The following is a 19,038-nucleotide window of genomic DNA, read 5'->3' as shown; positions in this document are numbered from 1 at the left end:
CGCCCATGAGCTTTCAGAAAGTCTGCACCCTGGACGAGGTCTGGGAAGGCGAGATGACCGAGGTCGAGGTGGGCGAGCACGTCATCGTGCTGCTGGGCATGGACGGCGGCGAGGTGCGCGCCTTCCAGGGCGTCTGCCCGCATCAGGACATTCCGCTGTGCGAAGGCCAATTCGACGGCAAGGTGCTGATGTGCCGCGCCCACCAGTGGACCTTCGACGCCCGCACCGGCGCGGGCATCAACCCCGGCGACTGTCGCCTGGCGCAGTACCCCGTGCGCATCGAGGGCGAGGACGTGCTGGTGGACGCCGCCGACGTCACCCCGCTGTTCGCCCACAGCTGATCACCGAGACCCATCCATCATGAGTGACACCAAGACCGCCGAGGCCTACCGCAACAACCGCGTCGGCCCCGTGCTGCGCGCCAGCCCCATCACCTCCGCCGTGATCGAGGCCGCCGAGGAGGACAACCCCGGCAAGCAGATCCGCGTCGACGACAAGCTGGCCTATGTGCGCATCGACTGCGAAGGCGAGCTCGTGCTGCGCCGCGAGACGTTGGAACGCGCGCTGGGCCGACCTTTCAAGATGTCCGAGCTGGAGCTCAACCTGGGCTCCTTTGCCGGACGCATCGAGACCGGCGACGAGCAGGTCCGCTTCTATTACGAAAAGACGCTCTGACCGGAGCAGGAGACACCCCCATGTCACACACCGAAGTGCTCAAGCCGCTCAAGACCTGGAGCCACCTGGCCGGGCGCCGCCGCAAGCCCAGCGAGTACGAGATCGTCTCGACCAACCTGCATTTCTCCACCGACAACCCCGACGCGCCCTTCGAGCTGGACCCCAACCACGGCCTGGCCACCTGGTTCAAGCAGTACCGCAACGCCTCGCCGCTGCAGCATGCCGACTGGGACGCCTTCCGCGACCCGGACGAGATGGTCTACCGCACCTACAACCTGCAGCAGGACGGGCAGGAGACCTATGTGCAGGGCCTGTTCGAGCAGTTCTCGGCGCGGGGCCACGACGCCATGCTGGAGCCGGCCTGGGCCGGCACGCTGGCCCGGCTCTACACCCCCGCGCGCTACCTGTTCCACACGCTGCAGATGGCCTCGGCCTATCTGTCGCAGATGGCGCCGGCCTCGACCATCTCCAACTGCGCCACCTACCAGACGGCCGATGCGCTGCGCTGGCTCACCCACACGGCCTACCGCACCCGCGAGCTGGCCACCGCCTTCCCGGCCGCCGGCTTTGCCACCGGCGAGCGTGACCGCTGGGAGCAGGACCTGGCCTGGCAGGGCTGGCGCGAGCTGGTCGAGCGGGCGCTCGTCGCCTGGGACTGGGGCGAGAGCTTCACGGCCTTCAGCCTGGTGGTGCGCCCGGCGGTGGAGGAGACGGTGCTGCGCGGCCTGGGCGAGGTGGCGCGCCACAACGGCGACACCCTGATGGGCCTGCTGACCGACGCCCAGCTGCTGGACGCGCAGCGCCACCGCCGCTGGGCCGCCGCCCTGGTGCAGATGGCCTTGCAGACCGAGGGCAACCGCGCGGTGCTGCAGCGCTGGGTGGCCACCTGGGCGCCGCTGGCCGAGCGCGCCATCGAGCGCTATGTGGCGGCCCTGCCCGAGGCGGGCGACCTGGCCGGCCGGGCCCAGGCCGCCACCCGCCAGTGGCGCGAGGGGCTGGGTCTGTGAGCGGCGAGACGAGCGCTTCCGCGCCGCCGCTGCGCATCCAGGTCGAGGGCGGCCCCGCCTTCGAGATGGCCGAGGGTGAGGACACCCTGCTGCGCGCGGCCTTGCGGGCCGGGGTGCCCTGGCCCTACGAGTGCAGCGTCGGCGGCTGTGGCGCCTGCCGCTACGAGCTGGTCGAGGGCGAGGTGGTCACGCTGTGGCCCGAGGCCCCGGGCCTGTCCGAGCGCGAGCGGCGGCGTGGCAAGCGCCTGGCCTGCCAGTCCCGGCCGCTGCAGGACTGTCGCGTGCGGGTGCGGCTGGAGGCGCCGCCGGAAGAAGCACCCATCCCGCCCCGGCCCCTGCAGGCCACCGTGGTCGGGCGCCGTTCGATCACGCCCGACATGGACGAGTTCGTGCTGCAGGCGCCGGGGTCGGCGCTGTTCCTCCCCGGCCAGTACGCGCTGCTCCATCCGCCGGGCGTGGTGGGGGCGCGGGCCTATTCCATGGCCAACCTGCCCAATGCCGAGGGACGCTGGCACTTCATCGTCCGGCGGGTGCCCGGGGGCGCCGGCAGCCAGGCCCTGTTCGCCGCGCTCCACCCCGGGGCCAGTGTCCTGCTGGATGGGCCCTATGGCCATGGCCATCTGCGCGCGGGCGAGCGCGACGTGGTGTGCGTGGCCGGGGGCTCGGGCCTGGGGCCCATGCTGTCGGTGGCGCGCGGCGTGCTGGCCGAGGCAGGCCCCCGCCGGGTGCACTTCTTTCTCGGCTTGCGGCAGCAGGCCGAACTGGGCGTCCTGCGGGAGTTCGAGGGGCTGGACCCGGCCCGCGTGCAGGTCCACACGGCCCTGTCGGCCCCGGACCCGGGCCAGCCCTGGGCCGGCCACCGCGGCTTCGTTCACGAGATGATCGCACCGGCCCTGCCGGCGCCGCTGGACCAGTACGACCACTACTTCGCCGGCCCGCCGCCGATGGTGGAGGCCGTGCAGCAGCTGTTGATGGTGCAGCACCGCGTGCCCTTCGGGCAGGTGCACTTCGACCGCTTCGTCTGACGGACCCGCGCCGCGCGAGACCCGCGGGCGCGTCCTCAGACCACGTGGAAGCGGGCGACCGCCTCGCGCAGCCGGTCGCCCTGGGCGTGCAGGCTGGCCGCGGCGGCAGCGCTCTGCTCCACCAGGGCGGCGTTCTGCTGGGTCATCTGGTCGAGCTGCAGCATCGCCGCATTGACCTCCTCGATGCCCGAAGTCTGGGCGCCCGCGGTGCCGGCGATGTCGGCGATCAGCGCGCTGACCTGCTGCACCGAGCGCACGATGTCGTCCATGGTCTGGCCGGCGCCCTGCACCAGGCGGGCGCCTTGCTCCACCTTGTCGGAGGAGGCGCCGATCAGGCTCTTGATCTCGCGGGCGGCCTCGGCGCTGCGCTGGGCCAGGCTGCGCACCTCGCCGGCCACCACGGCGAAGCCGCGGCCCTGTTCCCCGGCGCGGGCAGCTTCCACCGCGGCGTTCAGGGCCAGGATGTTGGTCTGGAAGGCGATGCCGTCGATCACGCCGATGATGTCGCCGATGCGCTGCGAGGCCTGGGTGATCTCGCCCATGGTGCTCACCACATCGCGCACCACGCCACCGCCGCGCTGGGCCACCTCGGCGGCGTTGCGGGCCATCTGCTCGGCCTGACGGGCCACATCGGTGCTCTGGTGCAGGTTGCCGGCCAGCTGCTGCACGGCCGAGGCGGTGCGCTGCAGGCTGGCGGCCTGCTGCTCGGTGCGGCTGGACAGGTCCATGTTGCCGGTGGCGATCTCGGACGAGGCGGTGGCCACCGAATCCACGCCCGAACGCACCGTGTGCACCAGGCTGGACAGGCCACCCTGCATCTCGCCCAGGGAGGTGAGCAGGGCGCCCACCTCGTCGTGCCCCCCTTGCGGGATGCGTCCGGTCAGGTCGCCCTTGGCGACCGCGCGGGCGCTGCGCGAGGCCTCGCCCAGCGAGGCCACGATGCGGCGCGACATGAACCAGGCCAGCAGCGTGCCCAGGGCCTGGGCGGCCACCACCGTGCCCAGGATGGCAGTGCGGGTGTGGACGACGGCCGACTCCGTGGCCTGGACCTGCTCGTCCACCACCACGTCGTTGGCCTTCAGGATGTCGCTCAGGCTGGCGTTCATCGCCTCGAAAGTCTTGCCATAGTCCCCGCCCAGGGCCGTGGCGCCGAAGTCGCCGCTGAGCATCAGCACCTTCTCGTTGCCCTGCAGGTACTGGGTCCACTGACCGGCAAAAGCGTCATAGGCGCTGCGTTGCTGGGCGTCGGAGAGCAGGGGCTCGATGCGCTGGCGGGTCTGGGCCACCTGGCTGGCGATCTGCTGGATGCGCTGCTTGAAGCCCGCCTGCTCGGTCTCGTCGTCGCTGAGCATGTGGGCGTACTGGGTGGTGCGGAAGGACAGCATCTCGGCCCGCAGGGCCGCCACCTGCCGGGCCCGGGGCAGGGCGGTGTGCGCCACTTCGCCCACGCCGGCGCCGATGTGACCCAGTTGCACCACGGCCAGCCCGCCCACCACCACGGTGAGCACCAGCACGGCCGCCATCAGGAGTTGCAGTTTGCGCCCCAGGCGCAGGTTGTCGAACCAGGTGAGCATGGTCGTTCGGCAGGTGAAGGGTTCGGGAGACGGTCGACCGGGGTGGGCCCTGGCAGACCGGGTTGTCACTGTTTTCGACGTCGGCAGCCCAAGCTTGATTCGGCTCAACCCCAAACCCCCAAAGCGCGGCCGGGGAAACCATCTGCCGTGCGCGGCAGGCCCGGTGGCGCCGATCACCCCTGCGCGCCCAGGGAAGGGCGGGAAGAACGATGATCAGCGCCCATCACTCTCACCGGAGACACCGACTTGAAAGTGGCCATCATGGGAACCGGCGGCGTGGGCGGGTACTTCGGCACCCGCCTGGCACTGGCCGGGCACGACGTGCAGTTCATCGCCCGGGGGCGCCACCTGGATGCCATCCGGGCCCAGGGCCTGACGGTGCGCAGCCCCCTGGGCGACATGCACCTGCCTCATCCCGCCATCACCGACCGCCCGGCCGACATCGGGCCGGTGGACGTGGTGCTGCTGGGCGTCAAGCTGTGGGACACCGAGACCGCCGCCCAGGCCATCCGCCCCCTGGTGGGGCCGGGCACGGCGGTCATTTCCCTGCAGAACGGCGTGGTCAAGGACGAGATGCTGCGGGCCGCGCTGGGCGATGCGGCGGTGGTGGGCGGCGTCTGCTACATCGCCGCGACCATCGAGGCGCCCGGCGTGATCGCGCACAGCGGCACCCTGCAGAAGCTGGTCTTCGGCGAATACGGCGGCCAGCGCACGCCTCGGGTGGAGGCCTTCCGGCAGGCCTGCGAGCAGGCGGGGATCGAGGCCGTGGTGAGCGAGGACATCGCCCGCGCCATCTGGGAGAAGTTCGTCTTCCTGGTGGGCCTGTCCGGCGCCACGGCCAGCACCCGCTGCGCCCTGGGGCCGGTCCGCAGCCACCCGGCCTCGCGCCGCTTGCTGTTGACGCTGATGGCCGAAGCGGTGGCCGTGGGCCGTGCCGAAGGGGTGGCACTGCCACCCGACTACGCCGAGGACCGGCTGCGCTTTTGCGACCAGCTGCCCGCGGACATGACCGCATCGATGCTGCGCGACCTGTTGCAGGGCCATCGGCTGGAACTGCCCTGGCTGAGTGGCGACGTCAGCCGCCGCGGCGCGCTGCGGGGGGTGGCCACGCCGTACAACAGCGCGGTGGCCGACATCCTGGCCCTGCACGTCCAGCCCGGATGAACACCTGGCCCTTGCGCCTGACACCGGGCTGCGACCTGCGCACGGCCTTGGCCGAGGCCGTGCGTCTGCAGCTGCCCACCGGCTCGGCCTTCGTGCTCTCGGGCATTGGCAGCCTGGGAGATGCCCGCTTGCGCCTGGCCGGGGCCGAGGCCGCGACCTGCCTGGCCGGCCCGGTGGAGCTGCTGACCCTGGCCGGCACCGTCTCTCCGCAAGGGCCGCATCTGCACGCCACCGTCGCCGATGCACAGGGGCGGGTGCTGGGCGGGCACCTGCTGCCCGGCAATGTGGTGCGCACCACCGCCGAGCTGCTGCTGGCCTGGTCCCCTGAGTGGGCCCTGGGCCGTGCCCCGGATGTGCAGACCGGCTTCACGGAGCTGCAGATCCAGGATCGACGCTGAACGCAAGCTGTCTGCAAGCTGTCGAGATGGGCGCGCGAGGGCCCGTGCCCGCCTGAAACCGGTCGGCCAGGCATCGGAACCGTCCGTTAGAAAGATTGCCACGCTCAAACCGTTCATTTCGGCGCCTGCCCGGCCGATCAAACGGCGAGGATGAAGGCATTCATCTTGCTTGCCTTTCCGTCGAAGCCTGGTTCCGGACATGTGCCTGATCATCAAGAAGCCCGCGGGGCGGCAGATCGCCGCCGATTTCCTGGAGAACGTCTGGCAGCGCAACAGCCATGGTTGGGGCGCCTTCCATCGCCACGGCGGGCGGGTCACTTCCGTCAAGGGCATGGCCTTTGAGGAGTTGCTGATCTACAACCGGCAGCTGCCGCTGGAGACCGAGGCCTACCTGCACCTGCGCAAGGCCACTTACGGCCCGGTCTGCCATGCGCTGGCTCACCCCTATTTGGTGCGCGAGGGCCTGCTGCTGATGCACAACGGCAGCATTCACCACTTGGCCCCGCAGGATCCGGCCCTGAGCGACACCGCCGAACTGGCCCGCCTGCTGCGCGACATGCTGGACGGGCTGGACGACACCCAGGCCCAGGCCCTGGTGCGCAGCGAGGGCTTTGTCCGCCTGATGGCGCCGCTGGTGCAGGGCTCCATGGTGCTGCTCCTGGACGCCCAAGGGGCGGTGCGGCTGGGGCGCGACTGGCACACCGTGCAGGCCCATGAGTGGGATGGCGAGATGCCGGGCATCCAGGTGTCCAACACCCATGCCTGGGCGCCCAAGCCCGGGCTGCAGCGCCCGGGTGGCAACCGCTGGCGCTGGTTGTCCTGGGCATTGGGCTGAGCGTCGGCCGCGGTGGTGTGGACCCCGCAGGCATGTTAAATGCTTGAATTTTCCTATATCAAGACTGCCTGAAGTCCCGGGGGCTTCCTCGGAGGGCGGTCGAGGCCGTTCTGCCGGGGTTTGCCATGTCCATCGCTGCCACGTTTCTTGGCGCACCGCAGCCAGCCACCCCGGTGCCTGCGCCGCTGTCCTGGGCGCGGCAGATCCACCAGGGCTTCTTCCCACTGGTGCTGGAAATGTCTCGTCCGGTGGAGCCGTTGGCCATTCAGACGGTGGCCAAGGTGCGTCAGGGCTGCCGGCTGGCCCGCATCCAGGCGCCCGCCCATGTGGCCCGCATGACCGAGCCGGCCTGCCTCAGCCTGCCGCGGCGCCAAGTCAAGGTGCTGTGGCTGCGCCAGGGCAGTGCGCAGTTCAGCCAGGGCCGGCAGGTGATCGACCTGCAGGCCGGCGAATGGTTGCTCTACGAGGCCTCGCGCCCGTACGAGTTGGCCATGAGCGAAGGGGTTGATTTTTCCGTGATGTTTCACGCAGTTGACGAGGGCGATGCCTGGCTGCAGGCCTGCCAGCGTTTGCCCCAGTCGCCCCGCAGCACCACCGAGGCGGCCAAGCTGGCGCTGGACATGGTCAGCGCGGCCCTGGCCGAGGATGTGCACCTCGGCTCGGCCACCTGCTCGGCTTTTTCGCTGAGTGTGCGGGCGCTGCTGGACATTGCGATGCAGCTGCAGGGCCGCGAAGCCACCGAGCGGCGCGGCCAGGATGCCTGGATGAGCTTGCTCAATCAGGCCAAGGCCTACCTGCTCGCACACCTGACCGAGCCAGACCTGACACCGGATCGGCTGGCCTCGGAGCTGGGGGTGTCGCGCCGTTCGCTCTACAAGGCCTTTGAGCAGGTCCAGGAGAAGCCGCAGGCATTTCTGCTCAGAGCCCGGCTGCAACGCTGCCGCGAGCTGCTGATGGGGAACCTGGGGACGCACCGCAATCTGGCCGACCTGGCGCTGAGCCACGGCTTCAGCGATGCGGCCCATTTCAGCCGGACCTACAAGAAGGTCTTTGGCGAATCGCCCTCGCAGGCCCGCCAGCGTCGCCCGGCCTGAGGGGGCGGCGCACGCCTGGACAAGTGGTGTGCACGCAGGATCAAGCCGCCGCCGGCCCCGGTTCCTAGCATCGTTCCGTGCCCCTGCGCTGCGCCGTCACCACGGTCAGCCCAGGCTCCAGCGATCCGCTTTGCGACACGGGACCCACCATGATCTTCACCACCCTGCGACTTGGCGCGGGCTTGCTTGCGGCACTGATCAGCGCCGGTGCTGCCCAGGCCTATGAGTTGCCCTCCATCAACCTGGGCCTCACTGGCTTTGTCGACGGCGCGCCGCCCCCGGCCGGGCCAGGCCTGTACTGGATGAGCTACGTGCAGCCTTACCAGGCCAGCCACTTCAAGGACGCCAAGGGCCAGGACCTGCCTCTGCCCAACAGCGACATCAGCGTCACCCCCTGGGTGAACCAGTTCGTCTACCAGAGCGATGCGCGCTGGCTGGGCGGCAAGCTGGGCGGCATGCTGCTGCTGCCGTCCCTCCTGTCGGCCAGCCTGGACGATGGCGCGGGTGGCACCATCCTGGGCCAGACCCAGACCGGCATGGGCGACCCGGTGTTGGGCGCCTTCCTGCAATGGGACCCGGTGATGGGGGCGCAGGGGCCGGTGTTCGCTCACCGCGTCGAGCTGGACCTGACCCTGCCCTGGGGCAGCTACGACAAGAGCAAGGGCCTGACGCCCGGCGCCCATGCCACCTCGGTCGAGGCCTATTGGAGCGGCACCTGGTGGGTGAAACCGGAGTGGACGGTCTCCAGCCGCGTCTTCTACCTGTGGAACGGCGTGAATGGCGATCCCTCACCGACCCGTTTCGCCAGCAGTGGCATCACCGAGGCGCACAGCTTCCAGGCCGGCCAGGCGGTGCACATGAACCTGGCCACCGACTACGCCATCACGCCCCAGCTGCGCCTGGGCCTGGCGGCCTACTGGCTGCAGCAGACCACTGACACCAAGGTCAACGGTCAGTCGCTGGCGGACACCCAGGAGCGGGTGATCGGCTACGGACCGGGCGTGATGTACAGCTTCAGCGCCGACGACCATCTGAGCCTGAACTACTACACCGAGACCGGCGCGCGCAACCGCACCGAAGGCGAACGCGCCACGCTGCGCTTCATCCACCACTTCCGCTGATCCCCAGGAGCTTTGCGATGAGCGACAACTTCTTCCGACTCAACCTGATCGACGGCGAATGGCAGGCCTCGGCCGCGGGTCAATGGTTCGACAAGGCCGAGCCCGCCACCGGCGAGCGCCTGTGCCAGGTGACGGCCAGCACCCCGGCCGATGTGGACGCGGCGGTGGCCGCGGCGCGCCGCCAGTTCGACGGCGGTGCCTGGTCCCAGCTGCCCGGCGCGGCCCGCGGCCGGCTGCTGAACCGCCTGGCCGACCTGCTGGAGGCCAAGGCCGAGGACTTCGCCCAGCTGCTGGCCCGTGAGCAGGGCCGCACGCTGATGGAGATGCGCATGCTGGACGTGCCGATGGCGGTGGACACGCTGCGCTACTTTGCCGGCTGGGCCGACAAGCTCGAGGGCCGACAGATCCCGACTGCCGGCTTCATGGGCCGGCCCACCTTCAACTACACCGTGCGCGAGGCGGTGGGCGTGGCCGCGCTGATCGTGCCCTGGAACGCGCCGCTGATGATCGGCGCCTGGAAGCTGGGCCCCGCGCTGGCGGCCGGCTGCACCGTGGTGCTCAAGCCCTCGGAAGATGCGCCGCTGGCGCTGTCGGCGCTGGCCGCTCTGGCCGCCGAGGCGGGCTTCCCGCCTGGCGTCGTCAACGTGGTGCAGGGCTTGGGCCCGGCGGTGGGCCGCGCGCTCACCACCCACCCGGGGGTGGACAAGATCAGCTTCACCGGCAGCACCGTGGTGGGCCGGCAGATCGCGGCCGAAGCGGGGCCGCTGTTCAAGCGCCTGACGCTGGAGCTGGGCGGCAAGGCGCCGCAGATCATCCTGGAAGACGCGGTGCTGGAGCAGGCCATCGGCGGCTGCGCCATGGGCCTGTTCGTGGACCAGGGCCAGACCTGCGCGGCCGGCAGCCGCATCCTGGTGCACCGCTCGCGCTATGACGATGTGCTGCAGGCGCTGGCCGGGGCGGCGCGGTCGCTGCAGCTGGGCGATCCCTTCAACCCGGCCACGCAGATGGGCGCGCTGATCAGCGAGCGCCATGCGCAGCGGGTGCGGGCCCACATCGCGGCCGCCCGCCAGGCCGGCGCGCAGATGCTGGCCGGTGACGAGGGGGTGCCCGCGCGCGGCTTCTTCGTGCGGCCCACCATCTTCGGCGGCGTCACGCCCGACATGGCCATCGCCCGCGAGGAGGTCTTCGGCCCGGTCGGTGTGGTGATCCCTTTCGACAGCGATGACGAGGCCGTGGCCCTGGCCAACGACAGCGCCTACGGTCTGTCGGCCACGCTGTGGACGCAGAACCTGACCAAGGCCCACAGCCTGGCCGCGCGCCTGAAGGTGGGGGCCGTGGCCATCAACGGCTGGAGCCCGCTGGACGCCCGGCTGCCCTGGGGAGGCGGCAAGGACAGCGGCGTGGGCCGCGACCTGTCGCGGGCTGCGCTCGATGGCTACCTCGAGGAGAAGGTCGTCACCGTCGTGATGTGAGACCGCGCCCCACCCATTCCCTGCATTTTGGAACGCCCATGAACACCCTCCCACTCTCTGCGGCACGCGGCCTGGCCCTGGTGCTGGCCGCCAGCCTGGCAGCGCCGACGCTGGCGCGTCCCCCGGCCGATGTGAACGGCCAGCGCATCCTCCAGGCCGACAAGGAACCCGGCAACTGGATGAGCCACGGCCGCACCTATGGCGAGCAGCGCTACAGCCCGCTCACCCAGGTCAATGACCACAACGTCCAGAAGCTGGGCGTGGCCTGGACCCAGAAGCTCGACTGGGACTTCGGCGTCGAGGCCACCCCGATCGTGGTCGACGGCGTGATGTACACCACCGGGGCCTACAGCATCGTCTACGCCTACGACGCCCGCACCGGCCAGCCGCTGTGGAAGTACGACCCGCAGGTGCCGCGCGACAAGGGCGGCGAGGGCTGCTGCAGCGTGGTCAACCGTGGTGTGGCCGTCTGGGAGGGCAAGGTCTATGTGGGGGCCTTCGACGGCCGGCTGATTGCGCTGGATGCGCGCAACGGCAAGCCGGTGTGGTCGGTCGACACCCGGCTGGACCCGAACAAGAGCTACACCATCACCGGCGCGCCGCGCATCGTCCACGGCAAGGTGCTGATCGGCAACGGCGGCGCCGAGTTCGGCGTGCGCGGCTACGTCACCGCCTATGACGCCAAGACCGGTCAGCAGGCCTGGCGCTTCTTCACCGTGCCGGGCGATCCCTCCCTGCCGCCCGAGGACGAGGCCATGGCGATGGCGCTCAAGACCTGGTCGGGCAATGGCTGGGTCAAGTGGGGTGGCGGCGGCACCGCCTGGGATTCGATGGCCTACGACCCCGAGCTCAACCAGCTCTACATCGGCGTGGGCAACGGCTCGCCGTTCAACTACAAGTTTCGCAGCGATGGCAAGGGCGACAACCTGTTCCTGTCGTCCATCGTGGCCCTGAACCCCGACACCGGCAAGTACATCTGGCACTACCAGACCACGCCGGGCGAGATGTGGGACTACACCGCCACCCAGCACATGATCCTGGCGGACCTGACGATCGAGGGCAAGAAGCGCAAGGTGCTGATGCAGGCGCCCAAGAACGGCTTCTTCTACGTGCTCGACCGCACCAATGGCCAGCTGCTGTCGGCCGAGAAGTTCGTGCCGGTCAACTGGGCCTCGCACATCGACAAGGCCACCGGCCGGCCGGTCAAGACGGGGGCCGCCGACTACCTGGACGGCAAGGGCATGAAGATCGTGGTGCCCAGCTTCCTGGGCGGGCACAACTGGCAGCCCATGTCTTTCCACCCCGGCACCGGCCTGGTCTACCTGCCGGCGCAGGAGACAGCGGCCGGGCTGGAACCGCAGCAAGAGCCGATGTTCATGCCCATTCGCAACGTGGTGAACATCGGTCTGGATGTGCCGCAGTTGCCTGAGGACCCGAAGATCGTCAAGCAGATCGCCGAGAGCTGGAAGGGCCGGCTGCTGGCCTGGGACCCGGTGGCGCAGAAGGCCCGCTGGTCGGTGGAATACCCCACGGCCTGGAACGGCGGCACGCTGGCCACGGCCGGCAATCTGGTGTTCCAAGGCACGGCCGATGGCCGCGCCGTGGCCTATGCCGCCGACACCGGCAAGCTGCTGTGGCAGGCACCGGTCAACTCCGGTGCCATGGCCGGCCCGGTGACCTACACCGTGGGCGGCGAGCAGTACGTGACCTTCATGGTGGGCTGGGGCGGCTCCTTCCCCAACATCACCGGGCCGATGTCGCTCAATGCCAAGGTCAAGCCCGAATCACGGGTGGTGACTTTCAAGCTGGGCGGCCAGGCCACGCTGCCGCCGGCCAAGCGTGAGGCCGCCGTCCTGCCACTGCTGCAGCCACTCAAGCCGAGCAGCGAGGCCGAGCTCAAGGCCGGGCGGACGATGTTCAACGGCCTGTGCGCCAACTGCCACGGCCTGAACGCGGTCAGCGGCGGTGTGGTGCCGGACCTGCGCTACCTGAGCCCGGAAAAGCACGGCTACTTCCTCGGGATCGTCTACGGGGGCCGAACCGAGCGTGGCATGCCCTCCTTCGCCAAGGGCATCAACCCGGAGCAGGTCGAGCTGATCCGTCAGTACATCATCACACGCTCGCATGCCCTGAAGGCTGAGCTGGATGCGGCGGCGGCGCCGGCCTCCGCGCCGGCCCCCTGACATCCTTCCTGCCACGACCTGCCGCCGCGGGCGCTGCCCCGCGGCGAGGCGTCAGCGCGGCGTCACCAGGTGGGCCGCGGTGGCGAACACCATCTGCCCTTTGCCTCGGCGCTTGGCCTCGTACATGGCGGCGTCCGCCGCCGTCAGCAGGGCTTCCGGCGTGTCGGCCTGGGTGGGACCGAACACCACGCCCAGGCTGCCTCCCACCTGCACCAGGGTGCCATCGGGCAGGGCCAGCGGCACCTGGACGGCAGCCAGGCAGCGGTCGAGGATGGTGCGGACTTCCTCGGGCGAAGTGGTGTCCGCCAGCACGATGGCAAATTCGTCGCCGCCCAGCCGGGCGACCAGGTCGTGGCCGCGGACGCGCCCGGCCAGTCGATCGGCCACCTGCCGGAGCACCGCGTCGCCCGCCTCATGGCCGTGGCGGTCGTTGATCGACTTGAAGCCGTCCAGGTCCATGTAGGCCAGCGCGATGGCGCGTTGTTCCCGGCGGGCCCAGGCCAGCGCCCCGCGCAGCCTCTCGTCCAGCGAGCGTCGGTTGGCCAGGCCGGTCAGGGCGTCGTGCAGTGCCATGTGGTGGGCCTGGGCTTCGCTGTGCTTGAGGCCGCTGATGTCGATCAGCATCCAGACCGACTCCTCCTCCGACAGGGCGGTGCCGCTGAGGTCCACCCAGATCAGTTCGCCATTGCGGTGGCGCATGCGGATCTGGGTGTGGAAGTTGCCGCGTTCCCGCAGGGCGTGGTGGCCTTCCTGGCCGATGGCCGCATAGCTGGTGTCGTCGGGGTACAGCAGCCGGGTGTCGGACCCGACGAGGTCCTTCTTCTCATACCCGGTGATGGTGGCCAGGGCCCGGTTGGTCCAGGTGATCCGGCGCTTGTGCAGCCGCAGGATGCCGACCCAGTCGTTCTCGATCATCAGGGCCTGCTGCCGGGCCAGGCGCTTGGCGTAGCGCAGTGCCTCCTGTTCCCGCCGCCGCTGCAGGTAGAGGTAGATCGAGCCCAGGATGACCAGCAGGATGATCAGGGCGGTGAAGCTCCAGTGCCGCCAGGCGGTGGCCCGCCAGGGCACGAAGTACTGCTCGGAGCTCAGGCCAGCGATCAGCAGCAGCGGGTAGCCCGGCACCTCCCGGTAGGCGTAGATGCGCTCCACCCCGTCCCGGCCCAGGCGGCTGCTGTAGGTGCCTGCCGCGGGTTGACGGGCCAGCAGGCTGCGCAGTTCGGGGGAGATCTGGGTGGTGCCCAGGCCCTCGGTGTTGGCCGGCCGGCTGGGCATGTGCTGGGCCACCATCCGCAGGCCGCGGTCGCGCAGCAGGATGATGTCCTGGGGCCCCAGCGCCAGACGGGCGAAGGCCTCGGCGAACTGGCGGGACGTGATCTCCGCCACCAGGATGCCGCAGGGCTGCCCGTCCGGCCCCATCACCCGCTGGGCCCGCATCACCGCCCATTCGCCCACGGCGGGGCTGGGCCGGGGCGGTGACAGCAGCGCGGTGTCGCTGGCCAGCACCTGCTGCAGGAAACCAAGGTCGTCGATCTGCCGCGGGGCTTGACCGGGGGACAGCGGGTTGATCCGGCCCTGCCTGTCGACGAAGTGGATGGCCGAGACGAAGGGCACCCGGGGCGCCTGCTCCCGGATGGCCGCGGCCAGCCCCTGGGCGGTGGCGGGGCTGTTCACCTCGGGGTGGGATGGCAGGCGCTGGGCGATGCTGGCCAGCGCGTTGTCGACCAGCCGCAGTTCGGCAGCCACCTCGATGCTGACGCTGTGCGCCAGGTTGTCGGCCACCTCGGCGCCCCGGGCCCGTTCCGCGCTGCGGGTGGATTCCAGACTGAAGGCGGTGGCCACGCACAGCACCAGCGCCACCAGCAGGTTGCCCAGCACCAGCCAGCCGCCCACCCAGCCCAGGGGGCGGGTGGCCCAGGACGGCATCGCCTCCACCGGTCCTGTTTCTTGTTCTTTGACGCGATCCTGCATGCGACATCGGGGGGGCAATGACTTCCCCAGTGTAAGGCGCCTGGGTAGGCGCCGGGAGCGGGCGGGTCCGTCGTCAGGCGGCCGACTGCAGCGCCTTGGCAATGCGCTGGCGGCCCACGGTGGGCCGCGGCAGCTTGCCGGGCAGGTGCTCGAACCAGACGCGCACGTCCTCGTCCAGACCGATGCCGTGCATGTAGTTGTAGATCGCCTTCTTCAGACCGCGGCCCAGGGCGTCGTGGTCGGTGCCGGTCGGGTCGACGAAGCCGACATCGTTCTTCGCAAACTGGCCTTCGGGCAGCGGCAGCAGGGTGATGCCGTAGTCCTCGGGGTGCTGGCCCACCGGTGAATGCACGGTGCAGGCGAAGCGGTGGAAGAAGCCGCTGTGGATGCAGCCGTTGGCGAACAGCTGGCGCACGTACTCCAGCGCGTCGAGGGTGTCCTGCAGCGTTTGGGTGGGGAAGCCGTACATCAGGTAGGCGTGCACCAGCACGCCGGCGTCGGCAAAGCCCTTGGTCACGCGGGCCACCTGCTCGACCGAGACGCCTTTCTTCATCAGGGCCAGCAGCCGGTCGGAGGCCACCTCCAGCCCGCCGCTGATGGCGATGCAGCCGCTCTCGGCCAGCAGCTGGGCCAGCTCGGGGGTGAAGGTCTTCTCGAAGCGCACATTGCCCCACCAGCTCACCGGCAGCTGGCGACGCAGCAGCTCCTCGGCCAGGGCGCGCAGCATCTTGGGCGGCGCGGCCTCGTCCACGAAGTGGAAGCCCGTCTGGCCGGTCTCGGCGACGATGGCTTCCATGCGGTCGACCAGCACCTGGGCGGTGGTGGTTTCGTAGCGGCCGATGTAGTCCAGCCCCACGTCGCAGAAGCTGCACTTCTTCCAGTAGCAGCCCTGGGCCACCGTCAGCTTGTTCCAGCGCCCGTCGCTCCACAGCCGGTTCATCGGGTTGAGCATGTCCAGCAGGGACAGATACCGGTCCAGCGGCAGGCCGTCCCAGGTGGGCGTGCCCACCTCGCCGAAAGGCACGTCGGGCTCGGGCCAGCTGATGAGCCGCACGGAGGCTCCCGAGCCGGCACCTTCACGCACAAAGGTGCGCACCAGGCGCTCGCGGCCGCGCTGGCCCTGCAGGTGCTCGATGAGGGCCAGCAGCGGTCGTTCGCCGCTGTCCAGCGTCACGTAATCGACGAAGTCGAACAGGCGCGGCTCGGCCAGTTCGCGCAGCTCGGTGTTGACGAAGCCGCCGCCCAGCACGATGGGCAGCTCCGGCTGCAGGGCCTTGGCCGCCTGGGCGATGCGCAGCGCGCCATAGACCGCACCGGGAAAGGGCACGGACAGCAGCAGCAGCTGGGGCCGGTGGCGGGCCAGCGCCTCGGCCGTCAGCGTGGCCAGGGTGCGGTCCAGCAGGTGCGGCGGGGCGGCCAGGGCCTCGGCCAGCGGGTCGAAATGGGGCTGGGCGGTGGCCAGCTTCTCGGCGTAGCGGACGAATTCGAAGCGCGGGTCCACCGCCTCGCGCACCACGTCGGCCAGATCGTTCAGGTAGAGCGTGGCCAGGTGGCGGGCCCGGTCCTGCAGGCCCAGGGCGCCGAAGGCCCAGGCCAGCGGGTCCTCGCCCTCCTCGGCGGGGTAGCTGTCCAGGGCGGCGAAGCGCGCCCCTTCGGGCAGGAAGCCGCGGGTGTTGATGCGGTGGGCCAGCGTGGGGTCGCGACCCTGCAGGAAGGCGATCACCCGGGCCACGGTGGCGCGGTAGGTGTCGAACTCGGCCAAGAAATGGCCCACCTGCGGGGGGCATTGGCGCGCCGGCAGCGCCTGCGCCGCTGTGCGCAGTTCGTCCAGGCCGGCCGGCGTGAACAGGCGCAGCACCAGGCCCAGGGCCAGGTCTTCCTGGGCGGCGGCCAGGCCGCGCGAGCGCAGGAAGCCGGTCAGGTAGGCGGTGGAGGGGTAGGGCGTGTTCAGCTGCGTCATCGGCGGGATGAGGCTGAGCACGCGGTACGGGGTCGGGGTCATGCAGGAGGCGTGGCCGGGGTGCGCGGCGGCGGGGCGCCGCCAGGGGCGGTCATTGTGCCAGCGGGGCGGCCGAGACGCCCTGGCCTTCGGGGCGCGGCCGGCTCAGCAGCTGGCGCAGGCGTGTCAGCAGCTCGTCCCGGCCCATGGGCTTGACCCAGAGGTCGATGAAGCCAGCGGCCAGCGCCTGGTCGCGCCGGCAGGGCAGCGCGTCGGCAGAGAACATCACGGCCCGCGGGGGCGGGCCCGGGCGGCGCTGCAGCTGCCGCAGCAGGTCCAGCCCGTCCATGTCGGGCAGCTGCCCGTCGACGATCCAGAGGTCGGTGGCATCCAGGCTGGCCAGCGCCTGGGCGCCGTCGTGACAGACCGTCACCTCCAGGCCGGGCTCGGCCGCCAGCATGGCCTGCAGCAGCAGGGCGTTGGTTTCGTCGTCTTCCACATAGGTGATGCGCCCATGCAGCGGGGGCGCGGGGGGGAGTGCCTGCGGGACCAGCGCCGGGGCGGGCACGGGCGGCGCCATGCGCTGCAAGCTCACCGTGAAGCGGGAGCCTTCGCCCAACCGGCTGTGCACCGCCACGCTGCCGCCCATGGCCTCCAGCAGCCGCTTGACGTTGGACAAGCCCAGCCCCAGGCCCTCGATGCCCGGGTCGGGCGTGGCCAGCCGCTCGAAGGGCTGGAACAGCCGGGGCAGGTCTTCCTCGGCAATGCCGCAGCCATCGTCTTCCACCGCGATGCTGACCTGTGCGCCTTGCGCGCTCCACAGCAGGCGAACATGACCCCCGGCCTGGTTGTACTTGATGGCATTGCTCAGCAGATTGGCCAGCACCTGCAGCAGCCGAGTGCGGTCACCCCGCACCCAGTCGGGCGACAGGATGCCCTGCTCGCGGGGCCATTCGAGCAGCACGCCCGCCGTGCGGGCCTGGGCCTGCACCAGGTGCACGGCCGAGGCGATCAGCGGCCCGATCGGCACCGCCTCGTCGCGCTGGCGGATGCTGTCGCGCGCGTCCAGGCTGGCCACGGCCAGCACATCGTTGACCAGGGCCAGCAGGTGTTCCCCGGCCTCGCGGATGTGCATCACGTCCTCGCGCTGGGCCTCGCTCAGGGCCGGGGCCTGGCGGGTCAGCAGCATGTCGGCAAAGCCCAGCACGGCGGCCAGCGGGGTGCGCAGGTCGTGGCTCCAGCGGGCCAGGAATTCGGTCTTGGCGCGCGAGGCGGCGTGGGCGGCCAGGGCATCGGCCCGCTCGCGCACGGCGTTCTGCAGGCGCTGGCGCATGTCGTCCAGCGCGCCGGACAGGCGGGCGATCTCGTCGCTGCCCACCACCGTGACCCGGTCGTTGAACTGGCCGTCCGCCAGCCGCCGGGAGGCACGCTGCAGGGCGCGCAGGCGCAGCACGGTGGAGCGCTCGAAGCCGCGGTACATCAGCAGCAGGGCCAGCACCACCAGCCCCATGCCCAGCAGCGACCAGGTGCGGCCGCTCTGGGCCGCGGCCAGATCCTGCCGCGAACGGGCGAGCAGCAGGTCGGAAAAGGTGGCGGTGACGTCGGCCAACTGGTTGATGGCGAAGCTGCCCTCGCGGAAGTGCTCCGTGGCCGCGGCCGTGCCACCCTCATGCGCCATCACCAGGGCCATGGAGCGCTGGGTGAAGATGTCGGCCTCGTTCAGGGCCGTGCTCAAGGGGGCGGGCTCTTCCGGGTGGGCCAGCAGCTGGTTCGTCTCGGCCAGGGCTTCGCGGGCGCTTTGCGTCACCTCCAGCTGTTGGGCGGCCCCGCCGGCATACATCATGTAGCGGGTGGTGTCTGCATCGGCATAGGCCTCCTGGGTCAGCACGGCGCTGCCCCAGCCCCGTTGCCGCCCCAGGGCCTCCAGCAGCATGGGCAGTTGCTGGAAGGCCAGGTGGAGCAGGGCGGACTCGCGGTGGGCGTCCGGGCCCAAATCCGGTCCCACGCCCACGCGGGCGTTCAGGTTGAGCACGGCGTCGATCACCGCGTTGTGGCGGACGAAGTTCTGTTCGGGCTGACCGGGGTCGCTCAGGCGCATCAGGTCGTGCACCTCGGCCACCAGGGTGGGGCCCTGGCCCGGGTTGGCGGTGCGCCACTGGTCGGCGGGGATGCTTTCCTGGGCCTCGTACAGCAGCCGATCGACCCGCTTCTGCTGCTGGACCAGTTCGGTGCTGACGCCTTCCTCCCCGGCCAGGATGCGGGCCGACAGGCCCCGGTGCACCGCCAGGGCCAGGGCCAGATCGCGCAAATGGCTGCTGCGCAGCAGGGCCGACTCCCGCGCCTGGGCCTGGTCCACCCGGTGGTCATAGCGCGACGCGACGAAACCCACCAGGGTCGACAGCGGGCCGGCCAGCACCATGCCGATGACCACGAACTTCGTGCGGAAGCTCAGGTGATCAAACAGGTGCTGCGGGGCCTTGACCCAACGGCGAGCGCGCAACGACAGGGCAGACAGCAAGGACATGGATGGAGCCTGGAACCAGCGCTGTCCATGGTAGCGGCCCGCGGGCCGCCGGTGCAGGC

15 protein-coding genes are annotated in these 19,038 nt (G+C 70.6%); 11 read left to right on the top strand and 4 right to left on the bottom strand.

The window, feature by feature from the left end; all coding sequences use genetic code 11:
- Nucleotides 1-5 precede the first annotated feature (5 nt).
- From M0L44_RS01760 to M0L44_RS01745, 4 genes are read left to right on the top strand one after another with little or no spacing between them, the layout of a single operon-like run.
- A complete protein-coding gene (locus M0L44_RS01760; RefSeq protein ID WP_252767889.1) occupies nt 6-341 on the top strand; it encodes a monooxygenase system ferredoxin subunit in 336 nt (111 codons plus the stop codon).
- 19 nt (nt 342-360) lie between these two features.
- Nucleotides 361-675, top strand: a complete 315-nt coding sequence (locus M0L44_RS01755) for an MmoB/DmpM family protein (RefSeq protein ID WP_252767888.1) — start codon at nt 361-363, stop codon at nt 673-675.
- 20 nt (nt 676-695) lie between these two features.
- Nucleotides 696-1,682, top strand: a complete 987-nt coding sequence (locus tag M0L44_RS01750; RefSeq protein ID WP_252767887.1) for an aromatic/alkene monooxygenase hydroxylase subunit beta — start codon at nt 696-698, stop codon at nt 1,680-1,682.
- Nucleotides 1,679-2,707: a 2Fe-2S iron-sulfur cluster-binding protein gene (locus M0L44_RS01745; protein WP_252767886.1), complete on the top strand. Its 1,029-nt coding sequence runs from the start codon at nt 1,679-1,681 to the stop codon at nt 2,705-2,707. Before M0L44_RS01750 ends, M0L44_RS01745 begins: the two co-directional genes overlap by 4 nt.
- Nucleotides 2,708-2,742: 35 nt before the next feature.
- Here M0L44_RS01745 and M0L44_RS01740 read toward each other — a convergent pair whose 3' ends face one another.
- Complete coding sequence (locus tag M0L44_RS01740) at nt 2,743-4,281, bottom strand: methyl-accepting chemotaxis protein (RefSeq protein WP_252767885.1); 1,539 nt, start codon at nt 4,279-4,281, stop codon at nt 2,743-2,745.
- A gap of 252 nt (nt 4,282-4,533) precedes the next feature.
- Here M0L44_RS01740 and M0L44_RS01735 point away from each other — a divergent pair, with 252 nt between their 5' ends.
- From M0L44_RS01735 to M0L44_RS01705, 7 genes are all read left to right on the top strand, one after another.
- Nucleotides 4,534-5,445 carry a ketopantoate reductase family protein gene (locus tag M0L44_RS01735; protein ID WP_252768060.1) on the top strand — a complete coding sequence of 304 codons (912 nt, stop codon included), beginning with the start codon at nt 4,534-4,536 and terminating at the stop codon, nt 5,443-5,445.
- Nucleotides 5,442-5,843, top strand: coding sequence for a PPC domain-containing DNA-binding protein (locus M0L44_RS01730; RefSeq protein WP_252767884.1), 402 nt, complete (start codon nt 5,442-5,444; stop codon nt 5,841-5,843). Before M0L44_RS01735 ends, M0L44_RS01730 begins: the two co-directional genes overlap by 4 nt.
- Nucleotides 5,844-6,042: 199 nt before the next feature.
- Complete coding sequence (locus tag M0L44_RS01725) at nt 6,043-6,678, top strand: class II glutamine amidotransferase domain-containing protein (RefSeq protein WP_252767883.1); 636 nt, start codon at nt 6,043-6,045, stop codon at nt 6,676-6,678.
- A 125-nt stretch (nt 6,679-6,803) separates the two neighbouring features.
- Complete coding sequence (locus M0L44_RS01720) at nt 6,804-7,772, top strand: helix-turn-helix domain-containing protein (protein WP_252767882.1); 969 nt, start codon at nt 6,804-6,806, stop codon at nt 7,770-7,772.
- A 149-nt stretch (nt 7,773-7,921) separates the two neighbouring features.
- Nucleotides 7,922-8,893 carry a SphA family protein gene (locus M0L44_RS01715; RefSeq protein WP_252767881.1) on the top strand — a complete coding sequence of 324 codons (972 nt, stop codon included), beginning with the start codon at nt 7,922-7,924 and terminating at the stop codon, nt 8,891-8,893.
- 17 nt (nt 8,894-8,910) lie between these two features.
- Nucleotides 8,911-10,365: an aldehyde dehydrogenase family protein gene (locus M0L44_RS01710; protein ID WP_252767880.1), complete on the top strand. Its 1,455-nt coding sequence runs from the start codon at nt 8,911-8,913 to the stop codon at nt 10,363-10,365.
- A gap of 38 nt (nt 10,366-10,403) precedes the next feature.
- Entirely contained in the window at nt 10,404-12,548 is a 2,145-nt protein-coding gene (locus M0L44_RS01705) for a PQQ-dependent dehydrogenase, methanol/ethanol family (protein WP_252767879.1), read from the top strand.
- A 51-nt stretch (nt 12,549-12,599) separates the two neighbouring features.
- Here the strand turns inward: M0L44_RS01705 and M0L44_RS01700 are convergent, their stop codons facing one another.
- From M0L44_RS01700 to M0L44_RS01690, 3 genes are all read right to left on the bottom strand, one after another.
- Complete coding sequence (locus tag M0L44_RS01700) at nt 12,600-14,471, bottom strand: diguanylate cyclase (RefSeq protein WP_252767878.1); 1,872 nt, start codon at nt 14,469-14,471, stop codon at nt 12,600-12,602.
- A gap of 118 nt (nt 14,472-14,589) precedes the next feature.
- Complete coding sequence (locus tag M0L44_RS01695) at nt 14,590-16,518, bottom strand: B12-binding domain-containing radical SAM protein (protein ID WP_252767877.1); 1,929 nt, start codon at nt 16,516-16,518, stop codon at nt 14,590-14,592.
- Nucleotides 16,519-16,567: 49 nt separating this feature from the next.
- The gene (locus M0L44_RS01690) at nt 16,568-18,979 is read right to left on the bottom strand and encodes an ATP-binding response regulator (protein ID WP_252767876.1); all 2,412 of its coding nucleotides are present in this window, start codon (nt 18,977-18,979) and stop codon (nt 16,568-16,570) included.
- Nucleotides 18,980-19,038: the final 59 nt, after the last annotated feature.

The organism is Ideonella oryzae (assembly GCF_024055665.1).
GTDB lineage: Bacteria > Pseudomonadota > Gammaproteobacteria > Burkholderiales > Burkholderiaceae_C > Ideonella > Ideonella oryzae.
Note: the sequence above shows the minus strand (reverse complement) of the source record. Positions and strands in the feature narration are given on the sequence as shown.